This window comes from Nocardia salmonicida NBRC 13393 (assembly GCF_001613085.1).
Lineage (GTDB): Bacteria > Actinomycetota > Actinomycetes > Mycobacteriales > Mycobacteriaceae > Nocardia > Nocardia salmonicida.
Window position 1 is genome coordinate 13,179 of the sequence record NZ_BDBR01000013.1, and the last position, 20,008, is coordinate 33,186.

At 68.3% G+C, this 20,008-nt stretch carries 23 protein-coding genes; 12 read left to right on the forward strand and 11 right to left on the reverse strand.

Annotated features, from left to right (window positions below):
- Positions 1-139 precede the first annotated feature (139 nt).
- From bioB to NS1_RS40815, 6 genes are all read left to right on the forward strand, one after another.
- A complete protein-coding gene (gene bioB, locus NS1_RS15720; RefSeq protein ID WP_062985398.1) occupies positions 140-1,153 on the forward strand; it encodes a biotin synthase BioB in 1,014 nt (337 codons plus the stop codon).
- 72 nt (positions 1,154-1,225) lie between these two features.
- Positions 1,226-1,435 carry a biotin synthase auxiliary protein BsaP gene (bsaP, locus tag NS1_RS15725; RefSeq protein WP_056824887.1) on the forward strand — a complete coding sequence of 70 codons (210 nt, stop codon included), beginning with the start codon at positions 1,226-1,228 and terminating at the stop codon, positions 1,433-1,435.
- A gap of 26 nt (positions 1,436-1,461) precedes the next feature.
- Complete coding sequence (locus NS1_RS15730) at positions 1,462-2,085, forward strand: DUF2567 domain-containing protein (protein ID WP_255284550.1); 624 nt, start codon at positions 1,462-1,464, stop codon at positions 2,083-2,085.
- A 71-nt stretch (positions 2,086-2,156) separates the two neighbouring features.
- A complete protein-coding gene (locus tag NS1_RS15735; protein WP_062985402.1) occupies positions 2,157-2,690 on the forward strand; it encodes a DUF1353 domain-containing protein in 534 nt (177 codons plus the stop codon).
- A gap of 61 nt (positions 2,691-2,751) precedes the next feature.
- Positions 2,752-3,891, forward strand: coding sequence for an AI-2E family transporter (locus tag NS1_RS15740; protein WP_062985404.1), 1,140 nt, complete (start codon positions 2,752-2,754; stop codon positions 3,889-3,891).
- A 98-nt stretch (positions 3,892-3,989) separates the two neighbouring features.
- Complete coding sequence (locus tag NS1_RS40815; protein ID WP_165610398.1) at positions 3,990-4,157, forward strand: hypothetical protein; 168 nt, start codon at positions 3,990-3,992, stop codon at positions 4,155-4,157.
- Positions 4,158-4,196: 39 nt separating this feature from the next.
- Here the strand turns inward: NS1_RS40815 and NS1_RS15745 are convergent, their stop codons facing one another.
- The 4 genes from NS1_RS15745 to nadA form a co-directional block, all read right to left on the reverse strand.
- Complete coding sequence (locus NS1_RS15745; protein WP_062985406.1) at positions 4,197-4,580, reverse strand: hypothetical protein; 384 nt, start codon at positions 4,578-4,580, stop codon at positions 4,197-4,199.
- Between the two features lie 39 nt (positions 4,581-4,619).
- A complete protein-coding gene (gene nadC / locus NS1_RS15750) occupies positions 4,620-5,480 on the reverse strand; it encodes a carboxylating nicotinate-nucleotide diphosphorylase (protein WP_062985408.1) in 861 nt (286 codons plus the stop codon).
- Between the two features lie 101 nt (positions 5,481-5,581).
- Positions 5,582-7,195, reverse strand: a complete 1,614-nt coding sequence (locus NS1_RS15755; protein WP_062985410.1) for an L-aspartate oxidase — start codon at positions 7,193-7,195, stop codon at positions 5,582-5,584.
- A gap of 31 nt (positions 7,196-7,226) precedes the next feature.
- The gene (gene nadA, locus NS1_RS15760) at positions 7,227-8,264 is read right to left on the reverse strand and encodes a quinolinate synthase NadA (protein ID WP_056824884.1); all 1,038 of its coding nucleotides are present in this window, start codon (positions 8,262-8,264) and stop codon (positions 7,227-7,229) included.
- A gap of 78 nt (positions 8,265-8,342) precedes the next feature.
- Between nadA and NS1_RS15765 the strand changes: the two genes are divergently transcribed.
- Positions 8,343-9,059 (forward strand): NUDIX hydrolase, encoded by a 717-nt coding sequence (locus NS1_RS15765; RefSeq protein ID WP_062985412.1) that lies wholly within the window; start codon positions 8,343-8,345, stop codon positions 9,057-9,059.
- 9 nt (positions 9,060-9,068) lie between these two features.
- Here NS1_RS15765 and NS1_RS15770 read toward each other — a convergent pair whose 3' ends face one another.
- The 4 genes from NS1_RS15770 to NS1_RS15785 form a co-directional block, all read right to left on the reverse strand.
- Positions 9,069-9,479, reverse strand: coding sequence for an arsenate reductase ArsC (locus NS1_RS15770; RefSeq protein ID WP_062985415.1), 411 nt, complete (start codon positions 9,477-9,479; stop codon positions 9,069-9,071).
- A gap of 15 nt (positions 9,480-9,494) precedes the next feature.
- Positions 9,495-10,580 carry an ACR3 family arsenite efflux transporter gene (gene arsB, locus NS1_RS15775; RefSeq protein WP_062985417.1) on the reverse strand — a complete coding sequence of 362 codons (1,086 nt, stop codon included), beginning with the start codon at positions 10,578-10,580 and terminating at the stop codon, positions 9,495-9,497.
- A complete protein-coding gene (locus tag NS1_RS15780) occupies positions 10,577-10,948 on the reverse strand; it encodes an ArsR/SmtB family transcription factor (RefSeq protein ID WP_062985419.1) in 372 nt (123 codons plus the stop codon). The genes arsB and NS1_RS15780 overlap by 4 nt, the downstream gene beginning before the upstream one ends.
- 73 nt (positions 10,949-11,021) lie before the next feature.
- Positions 11,022-11,540: an ArsI/CadI family heavy metal resistance metalloenzyme gene (locus NS1_RS15785; protein ID WP_062985421.1), complete on the reverse strand. Its 519-nt coding sequence runs from the start codon at positions 11,538-11,540 to the stop codon at positions 11,022-11,024.
- A 99-nt stretch (positions 11,541-11,639) separates the two neighbouring features.
- On the opposite strand from NS1_RS15785, the gene NS1_RS15790 reads away from it, so the two are divergent.
- Entirely contained in the window at positions 11,640-11,999 is a 360-nt protein-coding gene (locus NS1_RS15790; protein ID WP_056824741.1) for an Rv2640c family ArsR-like transcriptional regulator, read from the forward strand.
- 39 nt (positions 12,000-12,038) lie between these two features.
- On the opposite strand, the gene NS1_RS15795 is transcribed toward NS1_RS15790, so the two are convergent.
- From NS1_RS15795 to NS1_RS15805, 3 genes are all read right to left on the reverse strand, one after another.
- Entirely contained in the window at positions 12,039-13,217 is a 1,179-nt protein-coding gene (locus NS1_RS15795; protein ID WP_062985667.1) for a winged helix DNA-binding domain-containing protein, read from the reverse strand.
- 84 nt (positions 13,218-13,301) lie between these two features.
- Positions 13,302-13,853, reverse strand: a complete 552-nt coding sequence (locus tag NS1_RS15800; RefSeq protein WP_062985423.1) for an AAA family ATPase — start codon at positions 13,851-13,853, stop codon at positions 13,302-13,304.
- 47 nt (positions 13,854-13,900) lie between these two features.
- On the reverse strand, positions 13,901-14,233 hold the full coding sequence (locus NS1_RS15805; RefSeq protein WP_062985425.1) for an ArsR/SmtB family transcription factor: 333 nt from the start codon (positions 14,231-14,233) through the stop codon (positions 13,901-13,903).
- 99 nt (positions 14,234-14,332) lie between these two features.
- Between NS1_RS15805 and NS1_RS15810 the strand changes: the two genes are divergently transcribed.
- From NS1_RS15810 to NS1_RS15825, 4 genes are all read left to right on the forward strand, one after another.
- A complete protein-coding gene (locus NS1_RS15810; protein ID WP_062985427.1) occupies positions 14,333-15,541 on the forward strand; it encodes an MFS transporter in 1,209 nt (402 codons plus the stop codon).
- Between the two features lie 89 nt (positions 15,542-15,630).
- Positions 15,631-17,805 carry a TRAP transporter permease gene (locus tag NS1_RS15815; RefSeq protein ID WP_062985429.1) on the forward strand — a complete coding sequence of 725 codons (2,175 nt, stop codon included), beginning with the start codon at positions 15,631-15,633 and terminating at the stop codon, positions 17,803-17,805.
- A gap of 47 nt (positions 17,806-17,852) precedes the next feature.
- Complete coding sequence (locus NS1_RS15820; RefSeq protein ID WP_062985431.1) at positions 17,853-18,833, forward strand: TAXI family TRAP transporter solute-binding subunit; 981 nt, start codon at positions 17,853-17,855, stop codon at positions 18,831-18,833.
- Positions 18,834-18,922: 89 nt separating this feature from the next.
- On the forward strand, positions 18,923-19,978 hold the full coding sequence (locus NS1_RS15825) for an alpha/beta hydrolase family protein (protein WP_255284551.1): 1,056 nt from the start codon (positions 18,923-18,925) through the stop codon (positions 19,976-19,978).
- The last annotated feature ends 30 nt before the right edge of the window (positions 19,979-20,008 follow it).

A 20,008-nucleotide genomic window follows, 5' to 3' on the forward strand; every position in this document is an offset into this window, starting at 1 on the left:
CGTCCGATTTTCCGACCCGAGTGTCGTGACTCACTCGCAGCCGCTACCCTATCCTGAACACCGTTCAAGTTGCACGGCCACGCCGGGTGGATCACACCCACGGCTCGTGCGCACACCCCCGTCGAAGGGACATCACGTCGTGACGCAGGCACCCGTCCAGACCGATATTCTGGCCATCGCCCGTGAGCAGGTGCTCGAGCGCGGCGAGGGCCTCACCGAGCAGCAGGCCGTCGAGGTGCTGCGCCTGGGTGACGAGCACCTGGAAGCGCTGCTCGAGCTGGCCCACGACGTGCGGATGAAGTGGTGCGGCCCCGAGGTCGAGGTCGAGGGCATCATCAGCCTCAAGACCGGCGGTTGCCCCGAGGACTGCCACTTCTGCTCACAGTCGGGCCTGTTCCAGTCGCCCGTGCGCGCGGCCTGGCTCGACATCCCCAGCCTGGTCGAGGCGGCCAAGCAGACCGCCAAGACCGGCGCCACCGAGTTCTGCATCGTCGCCGCGGTGCGTGGTCCCGACGAGCGCCTGATGGCGCAGGTCGCCGCGGGTGTGGAGGCCATCCGCAACGAGGTGGACATCCAGGTCGCGTGCTCGCTGGGCATGCTGAACCAGGAGCAGGTCGACCAGCTCGCCGCGATGGGCGTGCACCGCTACAACCACAATCTCGAGACTGCCAAGTCGCACTTCCCCAAGGTGGTCACCACCCACTCCTACGAGGAGCGCTTCGAAACCCTGCGGATGGTGCGCGAAGCGGGCATGGAGGTGTGCTGCGGCGGCATCCTCGGTATGGGCGAGAGCATCGAGCAGCGCGCGGAGTTCGCCACGCAGCTGGCCGCGCTGAGTCCCGACGAGGTTCCGCTGAACTTCCTCAACCCGCGACCCGGCACCCCGTTCGGTGACCTCGAGGTGCTGCCCGCCGCCGACGCGCTGCGCGCGATCGCCACGTTCCGGCTCGCGATGCCGCGCACCATCCTGCGTTTCGCCGGTGGTCGGGAGATCACCCTCGGCGACCTGGGCGCCAAGCAGGGCATGCTCGGCGGGATCAACGCCGTGATCGTCGGCAACTACCTCACCACCCTCGGCCGCCCCGCCGAGTCCGATCTCGATCTGCTCGGTGAGCTGAGCATGCCGATCAAGGCGCTCAACGACACCCTGTAAAACGCTGTGTACGATCGAGTATCGACCCAGGTCGCGGCCGTCGAGTCGCACTTCGCAGAGGCGGTAACAGCATTGGACGAGCGCTACAACCCGTTCACGGGTAAGCGGATCGTGCCCGGGCTCGACGACGCGATGCCCGTGTCGGCCGCGCTCGGTCTCGAACCGCCGCGATTCTGCGAGCAGTGCGGTCGCCGGATGGTCGTGCAGATCAGTCCCGACGGCTGGTGGGCCAAGTGCTCGCGCCACGGTGTCATCGAATCGGCACGGTTGGAACGTCGGTAGTGCTCGGCCGCGGGGAGCGCCCTGAGGTGTTGCGTCGTGAGGTCGTCGGCGTCGGCATCGTCGTCGCGGCGGTGCTGGTCGCGAGCGTGGCGGCCGGGGTGGTGTGGGGTCTGCTCGCGCCGACCGAGCGGTTGCGGGTGACCCAGCCCGGCCGCGCGGCCGTGCTCACCGGCGAGAGTCTGCACCTGTTCGACGCGGTCGGGATGTTCCTGTGCATCGGCGCGGTGGTCGCGGTGCTGAGTGCGGTCGGTGCTTGGCGGGTCCGGATCACCCGTGGGCCCGCTCTCGTGCTCGGCATGCTGGTCGCCTCGGGGCTCGGCGCGGCGCTGATGATGTGGATCGGGGAATGGGTTGCGGGCGTGCGGCATCCGCGTCCCGACGATCCGGCGATCGGCCAGATCATCGCGCTGCCAGCGGAAGTCGGCACCGATCTCGCCCTGCTGGTACAGCCGTTCCTCGCTGCCCTCGTGCTGTTGTTTCTCGCCGCACTGCACCCGTCCGTCGATCTCGGTTCCGGTGCCGGCGGACTGCTCGGTGACCTGCGCCCGGCCGATTTCGGCGACGATCCCGACGCCTACCGCCTGCCGTACGGAGTCGAACAGTATCGGCCCAGCGGCGATTTCGATCCGAGTTCGCAACCACGCGGCTGAGCGATCATTGCGCGATACCATTTCTGCATAACAGCAGTTAGATGCCTTGCTGTGGTGCGAGAGGAACGGTCGTGGCATTCATCGGTGGTGGTCCGGTCGTCGAGGAACTCGACGCGAAATTCTGGCGGCTCACCGAACCGCTCACCTATGAGGGCGCGGTCGAAACCTTCACGGTGCCTGCCGGATTCCGCACCGACTTCGCCTCGGTGCCGCGCGCGTTGGTGTGGCTGATCCCGCGCTACGGCGTCTACACCAGGGCCGCGATCCTGCACGACTATCTGTGCCGCACAGCCGAAGTCGGGCCCGCCGACGCGGACGGGATATTCCGGCGCAGCCTGCACGAGGCCGGGGTGTCGGTGCCGCGACGCTGGATGATGTGGACGGCCGTTCGCCTCGGTAGCCGGTTGCGCGGAGCGCGTGCGGTCGACATGCTCGGCTGGTTGCTGATCGCGGTGCCCTCGCTGGTCTTTCTCGCGGTCCCGGTACTGGTGGTGACCGCTGCGCTGCTGGTGTTCTGGGTGGTCGAGCTGGGGTTCTGGGCCCTGGGTCGGATCACGCGCAGTACCGCGGCACCCCCGCCGAAGCCCCAGATGAAAACGGCCTGAGCCCGGATCTCACCCGGAATGGGGGAGGCGGCCCCACCTTCGCGTGGCTACCGTTCGGCGCATGTCCGAGCCGAGCACCGAACCCGCGACCGCGGCCCCGCCTGCCGAATGGTCGATTCCGCGCGGACTGATCGTGCTGTTGTCGCTCGCGGCCATGGTGGTCACCATCGCCGGACTGGAGGCCTTCTCCGGCGTGGTCGGACCGGTCTTCCTCGCACTCATGCTGACCATCGCGGTGCAGCCGATCCAGACCTGGGCACTGCGCAAGGGCTGGCCCGCCTGGCTCGGCATGGCGGCGGCGCTGGTGGCGGTGGTCGCGATTCTGTTCGGAATCGGTGGTGCGCTGGCACTGTCGGCGGCGCAGCTGGCCTCACTGCTGCCCAACTATGCCGACGAACTCAACAGATTGCTCGACCATGGGCGCGACTGGCTGTCGAGTGCGGGGGTGAGTTCCGATCAGATCCACAAGGCGCTGAGCGGGATCGATGTGGGCAAGGCCGCCGGTGTGATCGAGGAGGTACTCGGCGGCGTGCTCGGGGTCTTCTCGAATCTGTTCTTCGTCCTGGCGCTGCTGCTGTTCATGGCCGTCGACGGGATGACGATGAACCGTCGGCTGGCGATGGTGGCCCACGAGCGGCCCGCGATCGCGCAGGCACTGGGCGATTTCGTTGCCGGGACCCGCAAATACCTCATTGTCTCCACGGTATTCGGCGCCATCGTGGCCGTGATCGATGGTGGCGCACTGTGGTTGATGGGCGTGCCGCTGCCGATCCTGTGGGCCTTGCTGTCGTTCATCACCAACTACATTCCGAACGTCGGGTTCGTCATCGGCGTCATTCCGCCCGCGCTGCTCGCCCTGCTCGACAGCGGGCCGGAGCTGATGATCTGGGTGATCGTGGTCTATTCGGGGATCAACTTCGTGATCCAGTCGATCATTCAACCCAAGTTCGTCGGTGATGCCGTCGGCCTCGGGGTGACCATCACGTTCGTGTCGTTGGTGTTCTGGGCATGGGTGCTCGGTGCGCTCGGTGCGCTGCTGGCGATTCCGCTGACGTTGCTGGTGAAGGCGCTGCTGTTCGACATCGATCCGACAACGCGATGGGCGGACGTGTTGCTCGGTGCGCCCATGGAGAAAAAGCCCGCGCCGCGCGAGAAACCGGACGAGCCCGCACAGACCGAGGCGGCGGTGGACAAGGAATAGCGGGCGCCATGGATCGGTTCACCGGAAAACCAGTGGAATGTGGTCGTACCCGCTCCCTATCCTGGCGGCATCGTGATTTTCGGGGGAGGACCTTGACCATGAAGACCGCAGCCGAGCAGGTCGCAGCGCAGCCCGCCGAGCGACCCGATCTGGTCGCCTGGCGCCGCCGCCATGCCCTACGCAGCTCGTCGGCCGCCACCGCGGTACCCAGCGGTCGCACCTATCGGCGCTCGTCGAAGCATCGCGATCGTCGCCACGATTCCTGAACGGGGCCGGGCTTTTCCGGTTTCGTCCTGCCGCCACGGCTACGCGGTCTGCACGGTGATCCGGTAGCCGACGCCGATCCCCTTGCCGATGTACGCGGCTCCGCCGAGGTGGAGCCAACGGTCGGTGCCGCCGCGCGGATCAGCCAGGAACGCGGCACGCACGTATTCGACGCCGACGGGGAATCCGCCGGCGGGGGAGGACACGGTGCTCATGACATATGCCTCAGCCCACACCCGGGGTTCGTCCGCGATGTCGCGCACGGGCGCCACATCGGGGACGAAGACGCCGAACTCGTCGGCCGGTGCACGAAGAGACTGGAGGAACTTCCCCGTGACGGCGAGCCGCACCACGCCGGTGTAGACGGTGCAGCCCGGTGTCAGCCGCAACGGCGGGGCGGGTTGGATGTCGCACTGCAAGGCCATGTTCCGACTGTACGGACTGCCGGGAGTGGGGCTTCGGTCTCACATATCGAGCCCGAGATCGAGTACGCGCACGGAGTGCGTCAGGGCGCCGATGGCGAGGTAGTCGACGCCGGTGCTCGCGTACTCGGCGGCTTGATCGAGCGAAAGTCCGCCGGAGGACTCGAGTTTCGTGTCGGGAGCCGCCGCGTTGCGGCGCTGGACGGCGGCCTGCGTCTGCCAGAGCGCGAAGTTGTCCAGCAGCACCAGTTCGACGTTCTCGGCGAGCACCGCGTCGAGTTGTTCGAGGCTGTCGACCTCGACCTCGCAGGCGATATCCGGGGCCAATTCGCGGACCGCGCGCAAAGCGTTGACGACCGAACCCGCGGCGACCACGTGGTTGTCCTTGATCAGCGCGGCATCGCCGAGCCCCATCCGATGGTTCACGCCGCCACCGACGCGGACCGCGTACTTCTGCAGGGCGCGCAGGCCGGGCAACGTTTTCCGGCTGTCGCGGATCTTGCACTCGGTGCCGTCGACCGCGTCGACCCAGGCGGCCGTCGCGGTGGCGATGCCGGACAGATGGCAGACCAGGTTGAGCATGGTCCGTTCGGCGGTGAGCAGGCCGCGGGTGGGCGCGACGACGCTCAGCACCGACGTGCCCGGCTCCACCCGGGTGCCGTCGGGGACTCGCGCGGTGATCTCGTAGGCATCAGCGCCGAGCACCTCGTCGAGAACGAGCAGCCCGGCGTCGATGCCCGCGACGGTGCCGTGCTGGCGCGAGACCACCGAGGCCTTGCTCACGGCGTCTTCGGCGACGGTGGCGACCGTGGTGACGTCGGGCCCGTAGCGCAGGTCCTCGTCGAGAGCGGTACGGATCAGCGTCAGCAGCTCATCACGGTCCAGGGTGGCGTCCAGAGCCATTACTGCACTCCTGTTCTCCGGGCGACTGTGCGCCGCGTCGATCGGGCGGGGCGAGTCTCGCTCCGCCGGAATTTCTTGAACAACAGACCGGGCGTGCGATGTCACCGCACCCCGGTCGGCAAGGGCGCGAAATCGACTGCCGCGGTGGATAGCTCGAGTGCGCCGCGCGCGTCGAGAGCGACCGCGATGCTGTGCCGCTGCCCGTCGACGGGCCCCGGATACTCCGAGCGGGTGTGGCAGCCGCGACTCTCCTGACGTGCCGCCGCCGCGAGCAGCAGGGCGCGCGCCGTCACGGTGAGCGCCGCGTCCTCGATACGGCGCAGGTGCGGGGCCGCGGTCACCGAATCCTCGGCAGTGTCGAGCATCGGCACGATCGAACTCGCCGCATCGATACGCGTCAGCGCCTCGGTGAGCCCGGCGCCGTCACGCACGACGGAAGCGCGCTCGGTCATCGCCTGCTGTACCACCGAACGTTCAGCGAATTCCAGTGTCCACGAGTAGATCTCGTCGACCCGAGCGCGCGTTCCGACACGTTCGGCCGCCGCCGCGCCTGCCCGCTCGCCCACCACCAGCCCTTCGAGCAAACTGTTGGAGGCCAGTCGGTTCGCGCCGTGCAGTCCCGTTCTGGCGACCTCGCCCGCGGCGTAGAGCCCCGCGACGCCGGTGCGCCCGTGCGTATCGGTGACGACGCCACCGCACTGGTAGTGCGCGGCGGGCGCGACCGGGATCAGTTGCGCCGCAGGGTCGATCCCCGCCGCCAGGCACGACGCGGTGATCGTCGGGAACCGCTGGGCGAACCCGTCGACGGCGCGCGCGTCGAGGAAGACATGGTCGGTGCCCGACGCCCGCATGCGCTCCGCGATCGCGCGCGACACCACATCCCGGGGAGCCAGGTCGCCTCGCGGATGCACCCCTTCGGTCACCGAGCGCCCCTGGGAATCCACGAGTATCGCGCCTTCGCCACGAACCGCCTCGCTGATCAACGGCCGCCTGCCCACTCCGCCCGGGGTGTAGAGCACGGTCGGATGGAACTGCACGAACTCGAGATCGGCCACCGCCGCCCCGGCCCACAAGGCCAGCGCCACACCGTCACCGGTCGCTCCCGGCGGATTGGTACTGAGCGCGTAGAGCTGCCCGAGCCCGCCGGTGGCCAGCAGGACAGCGGGCGTGTGCACGACACCGAAACCGTTGTCCGACACCGCGATAACGCCCTGCACGCCGTCGGCGCCGGTCACCACGCGCAGTGCGGCGGCGCCGAAGATCACCGGCAGTCCCGCCGCGTTGAGCGCGCGCTGCACCTCGGCGCCGGTGGCGTCGCCGCCGGCGTGGATGATGCGACGCGTGCTGTGCCCGCCCTCGCGAGTGCGCGAGATCTGCCCGTCACGACCGAGGTCGAAGACCGCGCCGAGGTCGGTCAGCGCGGCCACCGCGGCCTGGCCGCCCTCGACGATCGAACGCACCGCGTCGACCTCGCACAACCCGGCGCCTGCCTCGACCGTGTCGAGCACGTGCGAGTCCACCGAGTCGCCGAGCGGTGCGACGACAGCGATGCCGCCTTGCGCGTACTGGGTCGAGGTATCGGTCGGGCCACCCTTGCTGAGGATGAGCACCCGCAGCCCACGCAACGACGCCGTACGCGCCGCGGTGAGACCGGCCACGCCCCCGCCGATGACGACCAGGTCGACCTCGGCCTCCCAGGAAACCGGAACCGTCATGGTCGTTACCGGCTCGGCCCCGCGGCGGCGGTCATTCGCCACCGCCGGAGTTGCCGATGGCGATCATCCGCTGCACCGAGGCGCGACCGGCCTCGGCCATCGCCAGGTCGACGTGCACCTCGTCGGCGCCCTCGACCAGGCAGCGCAGCAGCGCGGCCGGGGTGATCATCTTCATGTACTTGCAGGACGCGCGATCGTTGACGGCCTGGAAGTCGATTCCGGGCGCCGCCTTGCGCAGCTGGTGCAGCATGCCGATCTCGGTCGCCACCAGCACCTGGGTGGAGTGCGAGGCCTTCGCCGCGTCGATCATCCCGCCGGTCGACAGGATGTGCACCCGCTCGGCCGGGAACGCGCCCTCGCCGGCCAGATACAGCGCCGAGGTGGCGCAACCGCACTCCGGGTGCACGAACAGCTCGGCATCGGGGTGGGTGCGGGCCTGCTCGGTGAGCTCGTCGCCGTTGATACCGGCGTGCACGTGGCATTCGCCCGCCCAGATGTGCATGTTCTCGCGGCCGGTCTCGCGCTTGACGTGCGCGCCGAGGAACTGGTCGGGCAGGAACAGCACCTCACGGTCGCGGTCGATCGAGTCGACCACGTCGACGGCGTTGGAGGAGGTGCAGCAGATGTCGGTGAGCGCCTTCACCTCGGCGGTGGTGTTCACGTACGACACCACCATCGCCTCGGGGTGCTCGGCCTTCCAGGCACGCAGTTCCTCGGCGGAGATCGAATCGGCCAGCGAGCAGCCCGCGCGCTGATCCGGGATGAGCACGGTCTTGGCCGGGCTCAGGATCTTGGCGGTCTCGGCCATGAAGTGCACGCCGCAGAACACGATGGTGTCCTCTTCGGCCTCGGCCGCGATGCGCGAGAGCGCCAGCGAGTCGCCGACGTGGTCGGCCACGTCCTGGATCTCGGGCAGCTGGTAGTTGTGCGCGAGGATGGTCGCATTGCGTTCGCGCGCCAGGCGGCGCACCTCCTGCGCCCATTCCGGCGTCGCCTCGACACCCGCGTAGCCCGTGGGTCCGTCGAAGACGGAATCCATCAGCGTCCGCTGTGCAGTCGTCGTCGCCATGGTGGCTCCCTTCATCGTGCGAGCGGCTCCATCGCCGCGATTCGCACCTAACCAGGTTTTCGACTTATAATCGAAAACGTGCCCCATAGTAACACCATCCACGAATCGCTCACCGCGGTGTTCCAGGTACGCCGCTTCCCTCCGAGCATTTCCGCAGGTAGAGGCGCCAAGCACCCGGAGTTGGCGGTTCTGCTGTGGGAACGTGCGCTCGATCCGCAGAAAGGCACGTGGTCGCTACCCGGCGGCCGCCTGCGCGACGACGAAGACCTCGACACCTCCGCCCGGCGCCAGCTCGCCGAGAAGGTCGACGTGCGCGATCTGCACCACCTCGAGCAGGTGTCGGTGTTCAGCAACCCCGACCGGGTCCCCGCGCCGCGCCGCATCGCCTCGGCCTACCTCGGCCTCGTCCCCCTCACCACCGAACCCGAACTCCCCTCCGACACCACCTGGCACCCGGTCTCGAACCTGCCCGACATGTCCTTCGATCACCGCACCGTCGTCGACCATGCCCGCACCCGCCTGGCCGCCAAGCTCTCCTATACCAACATCGCCTACGCACTGGCTCCCGACACGTTCACCATGTCGACGTTGCGCGAAATCTATTGCGCCGCACTCGGCTACGACGTCGATACCACCAACCTCCAGCGAGTTCTCACCCGCCGCAAGGTGATCACGCCCACCGGCGACACCGCTCCCTCCGGGCGGGCGGGAGGTCGGCCCGCGGCGCTGTACCGCTTCACCGACTCCGGCCTGCGCGTCACCGACGAATTCGCCGCGCTACGGCCACCGGGCTGAGAGCGAGACTCAGGCGCGGGTCGGCACCAATTCGGCGACAAGGGCTTCGATGCGAGACCTGATCTCGTCGCGGATCGGGCGCACCGACTCCATGTCCTTGCCCGCCGGGTCTTCCAGGACCCAGTCGCGATAACTCACGCCGGGGAATACGGGACAGGTGTCGCCGCAGCCCATGGTGATGACGACGTCGGAGGTTTCCACGGCGTCGTAGGTGAGGATCTTCGGCGTCTGGTCGGCGATGTCGATGCCGAGTTCGGCCATCGCCGCGACCGCGGCCGGGTTGATCGTCTCGGCGGGCGCGCTGCCCGCGGACCTGACCTCGACGGCGTCACCGGCGAGGTGGGTGAGGAAACCGGCGGCCATCTGGGAGCGACCGGCGTTGTGGACGCAGACGAACAACACGCTGGGCTTGGTGGTCATGTGGGGCAATGCCTTTCAGTGGGCCGGGGAGGCCGAGGGCGTGGTGGTGGGAAATCGTTGACGTAGTGCCAGCGAGACATAGACCAGCGCGACGAGGACGGGGACCTCGATCAGGGGGCCGACGACTCCGGCGAGTGCCTGGCCGGAGGTGGCGCCGAAGGTGGCGATCGCTACCGCGATGGCGAGTTCGAAGTTGTTGCCCGCGGCGGTGAACGCGAGGGTGGTGGTGCGGGCGTAGCCGAGGCCCATGGCGGCGCCGAGGGCGTAGCCGCCGCCCCACATCACGGCGAAGTACGCCAGCAAGGGCAGGGCGATGCGCACGACGTCGACGGGGTGGGCGGTGATCTGCTCGCCCTGCAAGGCGAACAGGATCACGATGGTGAACAGCAGACCGTAGAGCGCCCATGGGCCGATCCGTGGCAGGAATCTCTCCTCGTACCAGTCGCGGCCCTTGGCGCGTTCGCCCAGGCGGCGGGAGAGGAAACCGGCGAGCAGCGGGATGCCGAGGAAGATCAGGACCGATTTCGCGATCTGCCAGGGGGAGACGTCGATCGTGGTCTGTTCGAGGCCGAGCCACCCGGGCAGGACCGACAGGTAGAACCAGCCGAGCACGGCGAACATGAGGACCTGGAAGACCGAGTTCAGGGCCACCAGTACGGCGGCGGCTTCGCGATCGCCGCAGGCCAGGTCGTTCCAGATGATCACCATGGCGATGCAGCGGGCCAGGCCGACGATGATCAGGCCGGTGCGGTATTCGGGCAGGTCGGGCAGAAATAGCCAGGCCAGGGCGAACATCAGCGCGGGGCCGAGTACCCAGTTCAGGACCAGCGAGCCGATCAGCAGCTTGCGGTCGCCGGTGACCGAGTCGAGGCGGTCGTAGCGCACCTTGGCCAGCACCGGGTACATCATGATCAGCAGGCCGAGTGCGATCGGCAGGGAGATGCCGTCGATCTCGACCGCGCTCAACGCGTCGCCGAGGCCGGGGATCATGCGCCCGAGCAGCAACCCGGCGGCCATCGCCACCCCGATCCAGACCGGAAGGAAGCGGTCGAGCGTGGACAGTTTGCCCACGACGGCGGGATGCTCGGTCGCGGTGCTCATAGGGTCACCGCTCCGGCCTCGGTCGCGAGTACCTCCGACAGCCGCGCCAACGCGTGCGGGACGACCCGGTAGTACACCCAGGACGCGCGGCGTTCGCTGGTCAGCAAACCGGCTTCGCGCAGCACCTTCAGGTGGTGGGAGATGGTCGGTTGGGTCACGTCGATCCCCGTCGACAGGTCGCAGACGCAGGCCTCGCCGCCGGCGCGGGACGCGATCGCCGAGAGCAGCCGCAGGCGAACCGGGTCGGCGAGCGCCTTGAACAGCACGGCCAGCTCGGTGGCGGTCTCGCCGGTCATCGGTGCGCGGGTGCTGAGTGTGGCCTCACACGAGGGTGCGGCCACACTCAGCGGCAGATCCTGATTCGACATACGTCGATATTGATCGATGTCTAATCAAGAAGGCAAGCGAACACTGTGTGAACTTGCTCGCGGTAGAGGCCGGTCAGCCGCAGCAGCTCGCGCCGGAGTCGACCGCCTTCGCCTTGGCCTCGGTGCCGCAGCAGGCGCCCTCGGCCTCGGCTTCGGCCGCGGTGCCGCAGCAGACCTCGACCGCTTCGGCGTCGGTGCGGCCGAGTTCGGGTGCGGTGCCGAAGGTTTCGCTGTCGGACAGCACTGTGTAGACCTCCCACCGTTCGGCGCTCGGCCCGGTCACCCACACCTTGTCCTGGGTGGCGAAGCAACAGGTGGTCGCGATCTGTTCCTCGGTGAACAGGCCCGCTTGCGAGAGTCGGGCGATCTCGCCGTGTACCTGCTCGGAGGATTCGACCTCGACTCCGAGGTGGTTGAGGGACCCGCCCTGGCCCGCGTTCTCGATCAGTACGAGCTTGAGCGGGGGCTCGGCGATCGCGAAGTTGGCGTAGCCGGGCTTGCGCTTGGCCGGTTCGGTGGCGAACAGAGTGGAATAGAACCGCACGGCGGTGTCGAGGTCGTCGACGTTGAGGGCCAGCTGGATACGAGACATGATCGAACCTCCACTTGTGTGACATATATCGAAGAACTTGTGAGGCCGAGTCTGCCCACCTTTTCGACATATGTCAATACCGCGGGTAAGGTCGATGTCATGCCGAAGGCGCTACCGATGATCGATATGTCCGCCCCCGTCTGCTGCGCGCCCGTGGCGGCGGGGCCCGTCGACGACGCCGCCGCGCTGGAGGTGGCGCTGCGGCTCAAGGCGATCGCCGACCCGGCCAGGGTCAGATTGCTGTCACTGCTACTGACCAGCCCGCTCGGTGAGGAGAACGGCGGCGACCTCGCCGCCGCGGTCGGTCTGAGCGAGTCCACCGTCTCTCACCATCTCGGCCAGTTGCGCAAAGCGGGCCTGGTGGAGTCCGAACGGCGGGGGATGAACACCATCCATCGCGCCCGCCGCGACGCACTGTCCGCACTGTGCACGGTGCTCGATCCCAACTGCTGCACATAGTCTTCCGCCGTTCGAGCTTCGTCGTGGGTTGATTCGCCCTCAGGCGGTGAGTTCGCGTTGCAAAGGGGTGCGGAAGCGGGGGATGGCTCGGACTTCACCGAACCAGGTTGTGGTGCGGGCGATTTCGGCGTCGATAAGTTTTTCGGTGTCGGCGCCGACATCTTCGAGTAGGCGGGTCACTACTTCGCCGTCGGGGCGTTGGGCCCAGCCGCCCACTATGCGGCCGTCGGCCCAGATGGTGGGGCCGATATTGCCGTTGGTGTCGAAAAGCGCAGGGGTGTGGGGGCCGAGGAACCATGCTCGGGATTGCCAGCCCATGGGGGTCGGGTCGAGGGCGGGGAGTAGGGCTGCCCACGGTTCGGGGGTGGGGGCGGGGGCGAGGTCGTCGGCGAGGATTATGCCGGGGGTGCCGTCGAGGTCTACCTCGACTGTGTCGAGTTCCGCCAAGGCTTTCCGGACTTCACCGAGCGTCCAGCCGGTCCACCATTTCAGGTCGGTGACCGGGGCCGGTCCGAAGGTGCGCAACCACTGACGTACCAGTTCGACGCGGGCCCGTGCGGCGGGCAACGGTGAAAACCCTTCGGGTAGCCAGGTTTCCACGGGGGCCCAGGTGTACTGGCTGCTGGTCCAGCTGCCGTTCGGGCGGCCGCGCACGATGCGACCTTCGGCGCCGAGGACGACCAGGACCCAGGTGGTGATGCTGGTCGGTTTGGAATAGGACTTGCCGGGCGCGGTGTCTATCTGGGTGCGCAGGCGTGGCACGTCCTTGCTCAGCTGGACGCCGGTCGCCGCGCCGCGGGTCAGCAATGCCGCGTGGGTCTCGGCTTCCACGTCGGCGAGCCAGGTCGAGATGTCGCCGTCGACCACGCCGGCCTGTTCGATGAAGCGACCGTAGGTGCGGCGTTGTTTGTGGGCCAGCGCATCGCAGGTGGAGGCCTGTAGAACAGGGAGCAACTCGGTCGGCGCGACGAACATCGTGCGGCGCATGGCGAGCATGCGAATCAGGGCGCGGTCGTCGTACAACGCCTTCTCGACATGGGCCGGAGTGAGATCGATGCCACGGGCGCCGACCGAAAGGAACACCGTCGCCGGGTCGGTGGCGTGCAGAACCACCATCGAGCGCGCGATGTCGACCGGGTCGTTCGAGCGGGCCGACGGCGCGAGGCGATGCCTGGTCGCCAATCTGGCGCGACGCTGCGCGGTATCGATCGAGAGCATGAGCGGATGGTATGCGGGGACACCGACAACCACGCGCGTGTGCGGCGCGAGCGGGTTCGGATCGGCTGTGCTGTCGAGGGCGCGTCAGCTCGGCGGTGGGACGGGGGTGAGACCGTCGAGGAACTTCGCGGCCGCGCGATGTGAGCCGAGCCGAACGAAGGTGAGGTTCTGAAATACCGGGTCGGATTGTGCCGCAAGGTAATTCATCCGGTTCTTCGCATGGGTCGTCCAGGCCCACGCGATCACCGATCGTTGCGGGTCGAGCGAGATCATGTCGCGCCAGCGTTCCCGATTGCCGTTCCACAGCTCGCGCCCGGCCAGTGCGCGGCCCACCGTCCGGCGGACGATCTGGCGCATGACCAGCGACCGGGGCAGATCGAACCAGGCCACCGTATCGGCCTGTCGCCACACCAGATCGCCGAGTTTGCCTCGGTAATTGCCGTCGACCACCCAGGCTTCCTCGGCGATCCGCTCGGCGACGGCGGCCTGGAAATCGGGCGCGGGCATCGGCGTCCAGTTCGCTTGATGATGGATCGCGTCCAGCTCGATGTGCGGGATATCGAGCTGAGCCGAGATCTGCCGGGCCAGGGTGCTCTTGCCCGACCCCGATGTCCCCACCACGAGAATTCGTCGCATCCCAGCCACCACGACAGTATCCACCCCGGTTCGGTCGGGATCGAGAGTTATTCGGGGCGCCAGGTGCGGACGAGGTCGAGGAGGCCGGGGAAGCGGGTGTCGAGGTCGGCGACTCGGACCTGGCTGCGGCGTTCGAGGCCATAGCGGTGCTGGCGGGTGATGCCTGCTTCGCGGAGAGCGCGGAAGTGGTGGGTGAGCGTCGACTTGGGGCGGTCGATGCCGAACCAGCTGCAGGGGCGGTCGAGGCCGGGGGATTCGATGAGGAGCTTGTGCACGATCCCGAGGCGGAGTGGATCGCTGAGTGCGCCGAGAACGACATCGAGGCGCAGGTCTGCGCGCGCGGGCTCGGGGAGTCGTTCGGCTTCGATCGCTGCCTGCATCGGACACCTTCCACTTCGGGGGTTGTACGAATCTTATCGTACTGAGTATGTTCGATTTATCTCGTACTAGTACGAGTTAAATCGAACTAGGGAGTGGGCATGACGATTCAGGCAGCGGCACCACGAGTGCGCGATGGGGCGATATGGGCGGCGGCGTGGCCGGTGCTCGCGGTGTTCGTGCTCTCGAACGCGGCGACCCCGCTCTATGTCGTGTGGCAGCGGGAGATGGGATTCTCCTCTGGCACGCTCACACTCGTGTTCGCCAGCTATATCGCGGGATTGCTCGGGGCGCTGACCGTCGCGGGGGTGGTCTCCGACCGGGTGGGGCGCAAACCGGTGCTGCTGCCCGCGATCGTGCTGGCGATGGTGGCGTGTGTGCTGTTCGCCTGTGCTGGTTCGGTGCTCGTGCTCGCCCTGGCGCGGTTGCTCACCGGCATCGCCGTGGGCTGCGCGGTCTCGGCCGGTATGGCGGCGGTAACCGATATCGCCGGCTGGGGCCGGATGGCGAAGGGTGCCTTGGCCGCTTCGGTGGCCATGGTGCTCGGCGCCGGACTGGGTCCGCTGCTGTCCGGGGTGCTGTCGGAGCTGGCGCCCGGCGCGACGGTGACGGTGTTCGTCGTCGAAATCGTGCTGCTTGCCGTCGCTTTCGTGGTGGTACTGCGGATGGATCTGCCGAGCGGCGCGGGCGGGCGTGGCCCGTGGATCCGGTTGCCCGCAGTGCCCGTGCAGGGCCGGACAGCGGTGCTGCTCGGGATCGCTGCCTTCGCCCCGGGCATCACGGCCACTTCCTTCGTCCTGTCGCTCGGCCCTTCGGTGCTCGGGTTGCTCGGGTCGGCGAATCGGGTCGTGGCGGGCGGGACGGCCTTCGTGATGTTCCTGGCCGCGACAGGGATTCAGTTCGCGGTGCGGCACAGGGGTGTTCGCGTGATCTTGGTCGGCAGCTCGGTGGCGACGACCGCGAGCACTGTCGCGCTGGCCGGTGCGGTCGCGACGGCGTCGGTGCCGGTGTTCGGTGTCGCCGCGGTACTGGCGGGGATGGGGCAGGGACTCGGGCAGCTGGGAGGATTGACCGCGATCGGGTCGACGGTGCCGGCGGATCGGTTGGCCGAGGCCAACGCCGCGCAGAACGTGGGCGGATACCTCCCCGCCGCGGTCGTGCCGCTAACGGCCGGATTTCTCGGCGACGCGGCCGGGCTGGCTACGGCCACAACGGTGTTCGCGGTCGTCGTCGCGGTCACGGCCCTCGTGGGTGCCACCTTCGCGCTGTGCCGGGGTGCGGAGGTGGATCGTGGTGTGGGGCAACGATGATCGCCACTCGTGCGTAGTGTCCATTTTGTACAGACTGTACGGTTGTCGATTTCGTCACCGGGCAGGAATCTCGTTGCTATCGTCCGCTCATGAACGCGGCGCCACCTGTTGTCACTGCGGCTGAGGTGGGGGTGGACGACGAAGAGCGGCCCGCGCGGGTGCTCTCCGGATTTCCCGGTCGGCTGGTCGGTGTTGTCGCGCTCGGGCTCGCGCTGTTGTCGGTGTGGCAGGTGTTTCGGCCGTTGGCGCAGGGCAGTCAGTACTACCTGGTCATCTTTCTGGCTGTCGCGCTGCCGCTGGTGTATCTGAGCTACCGGTCGTGGTGGGGTCCACTCGATCGGGCGGACGGGCCCTCGGTGCTCGACTGGGTGCTGGCCGGAATCACGGTGGTGGTGTGTCTGTATCCGGTGCTGCCGATCCGGATCGGTGACGCGGGCGGCGGATACGACGCGTTCCTCGATCGCCAGGGAATGCTGGCGCCGCTCGACGTGGTGATGGGCGGGCTGCTGCTGGTGCTGGTGCTCGAGGCGTGCAGGCGTACCACCGGGGTGATCTTGCCGATCGTGTGTCTGGTGTTCCTCGGGTACGGGTACTACGGGGGTCTGCTGCCGCAGGACTGGTCGATCGCGCACGCGGGGCTCGATGTCGATCAGATCGTCGACGCGCTCTACAACTCCGGCAGTGGCTTCTACGGCACGCCGCTGGACGTGGCCGCCAGTTACATCGTGTTGTTCACGCTGTACGGGGCGGTGCTCGAATTCTCCGGTGCCGCGAGGTTCTTCGTCGATCTGTCGGTGTCGTTGTTCCGTCGCTCGCACAGTGCGGCGGGGCGGACAGCGGTGGCGTCGGGATTTCTGCTCGGGACCGTCTCGGGGTCGGGGACCGCGACCGCGGTGAGCACCGGCGCGGTGACCTGGCCGATTCTGCGCAAGGCCGGATACCGGCCCGAGCAGGCGGGCGGGATGCTGGCCGCGGCGGGCGTCGGTGCGATTCTGTCGCCGCCGACGCTGGGTGTCGCGGCGTTCATCGTCGCCGAGTATCTCGACGTGTCGTATGTGACGGTGCTCGGGTGGGCGCTGATCCCGACATTGCTGTACTACCTCGGTATCCTGCTGTCGGTCGAGATCGACGCGCGCCGCATCCACGCGGAAGGCCGCGCGCCCGCGGATCTGGCCGATGGTCCGCTGCCGACGCCGTGGTGGAAGCTGCTGGGGCGCTTCGGGTATCACTTCTCGTCGCTGCTCGTGATCGTCGTGCTCTTGCTGGCCGGTGTGAGCGCGACCCGCGCGGTCGTCTACGCGACGGTGCTCGCGCTGCTGCTCGCGATCCCGGACCGGATGCTGCGGACTGCCGCCGACGACAGTGCGAGCCCCGCCGATCTGACGAAAACGCCCGCCGGACAGGGGGTTGCGGAATCGGCTGACAGTGCGATCACCGACCGTGGCTCGGCTCCGAAGACAGGTGGGTTCAGCTGGTCACGGAAGAGCTTGGGGCAGTTCGTGATCGAGGCATTGCGCTCGCTGTCGTATGGCATGCGCTCGGCGCTGCCCGTGGTCGCGGTGTGTGCCGCCGCCGGCGTGATCACCGCGATGACCACCAAGACCGGACTCGGAGCGCAACTGGCCGCGCTGCTGGTCAAGGCCGGATCGGCACTGTCCGATGATCCCGCCGTGGTGCTGGCGACCACTGCGGTGCTGGCGGCGATCGCGTTGTCGCTGCTCGGCCTCGCGGTGCCGGTGACGGCGTCGTTCGTCATCGGCTGGGTGATCATCGGGCCCGCGCTGCTCGACCTGCACGTGGCCGCACCCGCCGCCGCCATGTTCGTCTTCTACTTCTCGGTGCTCTCGGAGGTGACGCCGCCGACCGCGCTCGCCGCCGTCGGCGCGGCCGCCGTGACCGGCGCGAAGGCCATGCCGACGATGTGGCACGCCCTGCGGTACGCGCTGCCCGCGTTCCTGGTGCCGCTGATGTTCGTGCTCACCGACTCCGGACAGCATCTGCTCGGACTCGGCGCGGTGCTCGACGTGCTGTGGGTCAGCGCGGCCGCCTGCGTGGGTGTCGCGGCGCTGGCCGCCGCGACGGGCGGATGGTTGTTCGGAATCGGGGCGATCGGCCCGATCGCGCGTGCGATCGCCGCCGCGGCGGGGCTGACATTGCTGTACCCGAATCCGGTCGCCACGGGGATCGGGCTCGGACTGCTGGTCCTCGCCGCGGTGGCGGGTCTGGTCGAACGGGCGAACAGAACATCCACGGACACACCGTGATCCGTGGGAACAGGCAGGCGGCCTCGCCGTCGACGGAAGGGGACCGCATGGTCAGAACAATTGTCGCCGTGGTCGCGGCCGCCGCGTTACTCACCGGCTGCGGTGGGCGCCAGGACACCCCGACGGCCGACGCGGGTGGTGAGGTGAGCTGTGAGGTGAAGCAGAACACCAGGATCGGCATCGCCACCGGCAACGCGACCGGGGTGTACTTCGCGCTGGGCAACGCCTATGCCGAGCAGATCTCCTCCGCCACCGGCGGCACCGTGAAGGCGACCGCGGCCGAGACCGGCGCCTCGGTGCAGAACATCCAGCAGGTCGTCGGCGGCACCTATCAGGTCGGCTTCTCGCTCGCCGACTCCGCGGCCGACGCGGTCGCGGGCAAGGGCAGCTTCACCAGCGAGCAGCCGATTCGCGCACTGGCCCGGCTCTACGACAATTACACCCAGGTCATCGTGCGCACCGACGCGGGCATCAACTCCCTCGCCGACCTGCGCGGCAAACGGGTCTCCACCGGCTCGCCGAAATCGGGCACGGAGGTGATCGCCCAACGCGTGCTGCAAGCCGCGGGGCTAAACCCGGACAGCGATGTCTCCGCCCAGCGCCTCGACCTGACCAAGACCGTCGACGGGCTCGAGGACGGGTCTATCGACGCCATGTTCTGGTCCGGGGGCCTGCCGACACCGGGCATCACCGACCTGTTCACCACCGCGAAGGACAAGGTCCGCTTCCTCGACATCACCGGGGTGCTGCCGAAACTGAAGGAGATCAACCCGGTCTACGAGACGGGCTCGATCCCGGCCGCCACCTATGGCCTGTCCGCCGACACACCGACCATCGTGGTGCCCAACCTGCTGGTGGTGCGCGAGGACCTCGACGCGAACCTGGCCTGCGTGCTCACGACAACGTTGCTGGATCGCAAACCCCAACTGGAACAAGCGAATCCGGCCGCCAAGGGGATCAGCGCCGACACCGCGAGCAAGACGGCGCCGGTGCAGTTGCATCGCGGGTCGGAGGTCGCGCTGCGCTGAGGTCACCTCGGACGGACCCGCGCCGACACACGGGTTCCGGCGGTCCTCGCGACCCCTACGACTGGTAGAGGTCGCGAGGACCGTGTCAGGTGAGCGTGGGAACGCGCGAGGATGTGCTGGACCCCCGCCGACCGGTGGCGGACAATCGCGGCATGAAGCGGGTCGGAGTCGTCGTGGCGGTGTGCGCGTTGCTGTTCGCGATGGCGGCCGCGGTCGGACCCGCCTTGCGTGCGCAACCGCCGTGCACGGCGGGCGTCGATCTGCGACAGGTCGCGATCACGGTGGACGGTGAGCGTGCGACCGGGCGCGTATACGAGCCATATCGCTGTGTCCCCGGCGATATCCCGGCCACGAAGTTGGTGGTCGCGGTCCACGGTCACGGCGGGTCCTCGGCCGATTTCGCGCCGTATATGTCCGCGCTCGCCCGCACGGGCGGGTCGCCGATTCTGCTCATGGATCTGCGCAGCGCCGACGGACCGTGGCGCACCGGTGACTGGAATCTGTGGGCGGGCTGGCACGACCTGGTGGCGGCGACGCAGTGGTATCGCGGCGAACATCCCGATATCGCGTCCACCGTCCTGTGGGGATGGAGTCAGGGCGGCATCACCAGCGGGCTCGCGGTGGCGCACGGTCCGCCCGGGCTGTTCGACTACTGGGTCGACAACTACGGTCCCTCCGACGATTTCACCATGTGGGCGGCCAGCGGGTCGGTGAACCCGGCGCTGCCGCGACAGATCGAACGTGACGCGGGCGGCTGCACACCGATGATCTGCCCGCTCGCCTACATCGAGCGCTCGCCCGCGCTGCTCGCCGACCGGATGAGCATGCGCAGGGCCTTTCTGATCCACGGCACCGCCGATGCCGTCGTGCCCTTCGCCACCAGTGTGGAATTGCGCGCGGCGCTGACCGCGGCGGGCAAACCGTTCTCCTTCTACACCGTGGTCAGCGGGCGCGATCTCACCGGCGCGATCGTCCCCGGCGATCACGCTGTCGGACCCGCGCTGTTCGAGGGCGGCTGTGTGGTGTTGCGGCTGCTCGCGGGGACCGAGCCGCTCGCGCCGCAGGTCAGCGACTATGTCGTCGATGTCGGGCACGACCTGGTCACCGCGCCCCCGGCGCCCGCGGGCGCGAAGTGCGCGGCCTGAGGCGCCAGGGAACAACGTTCGCCGGACCGC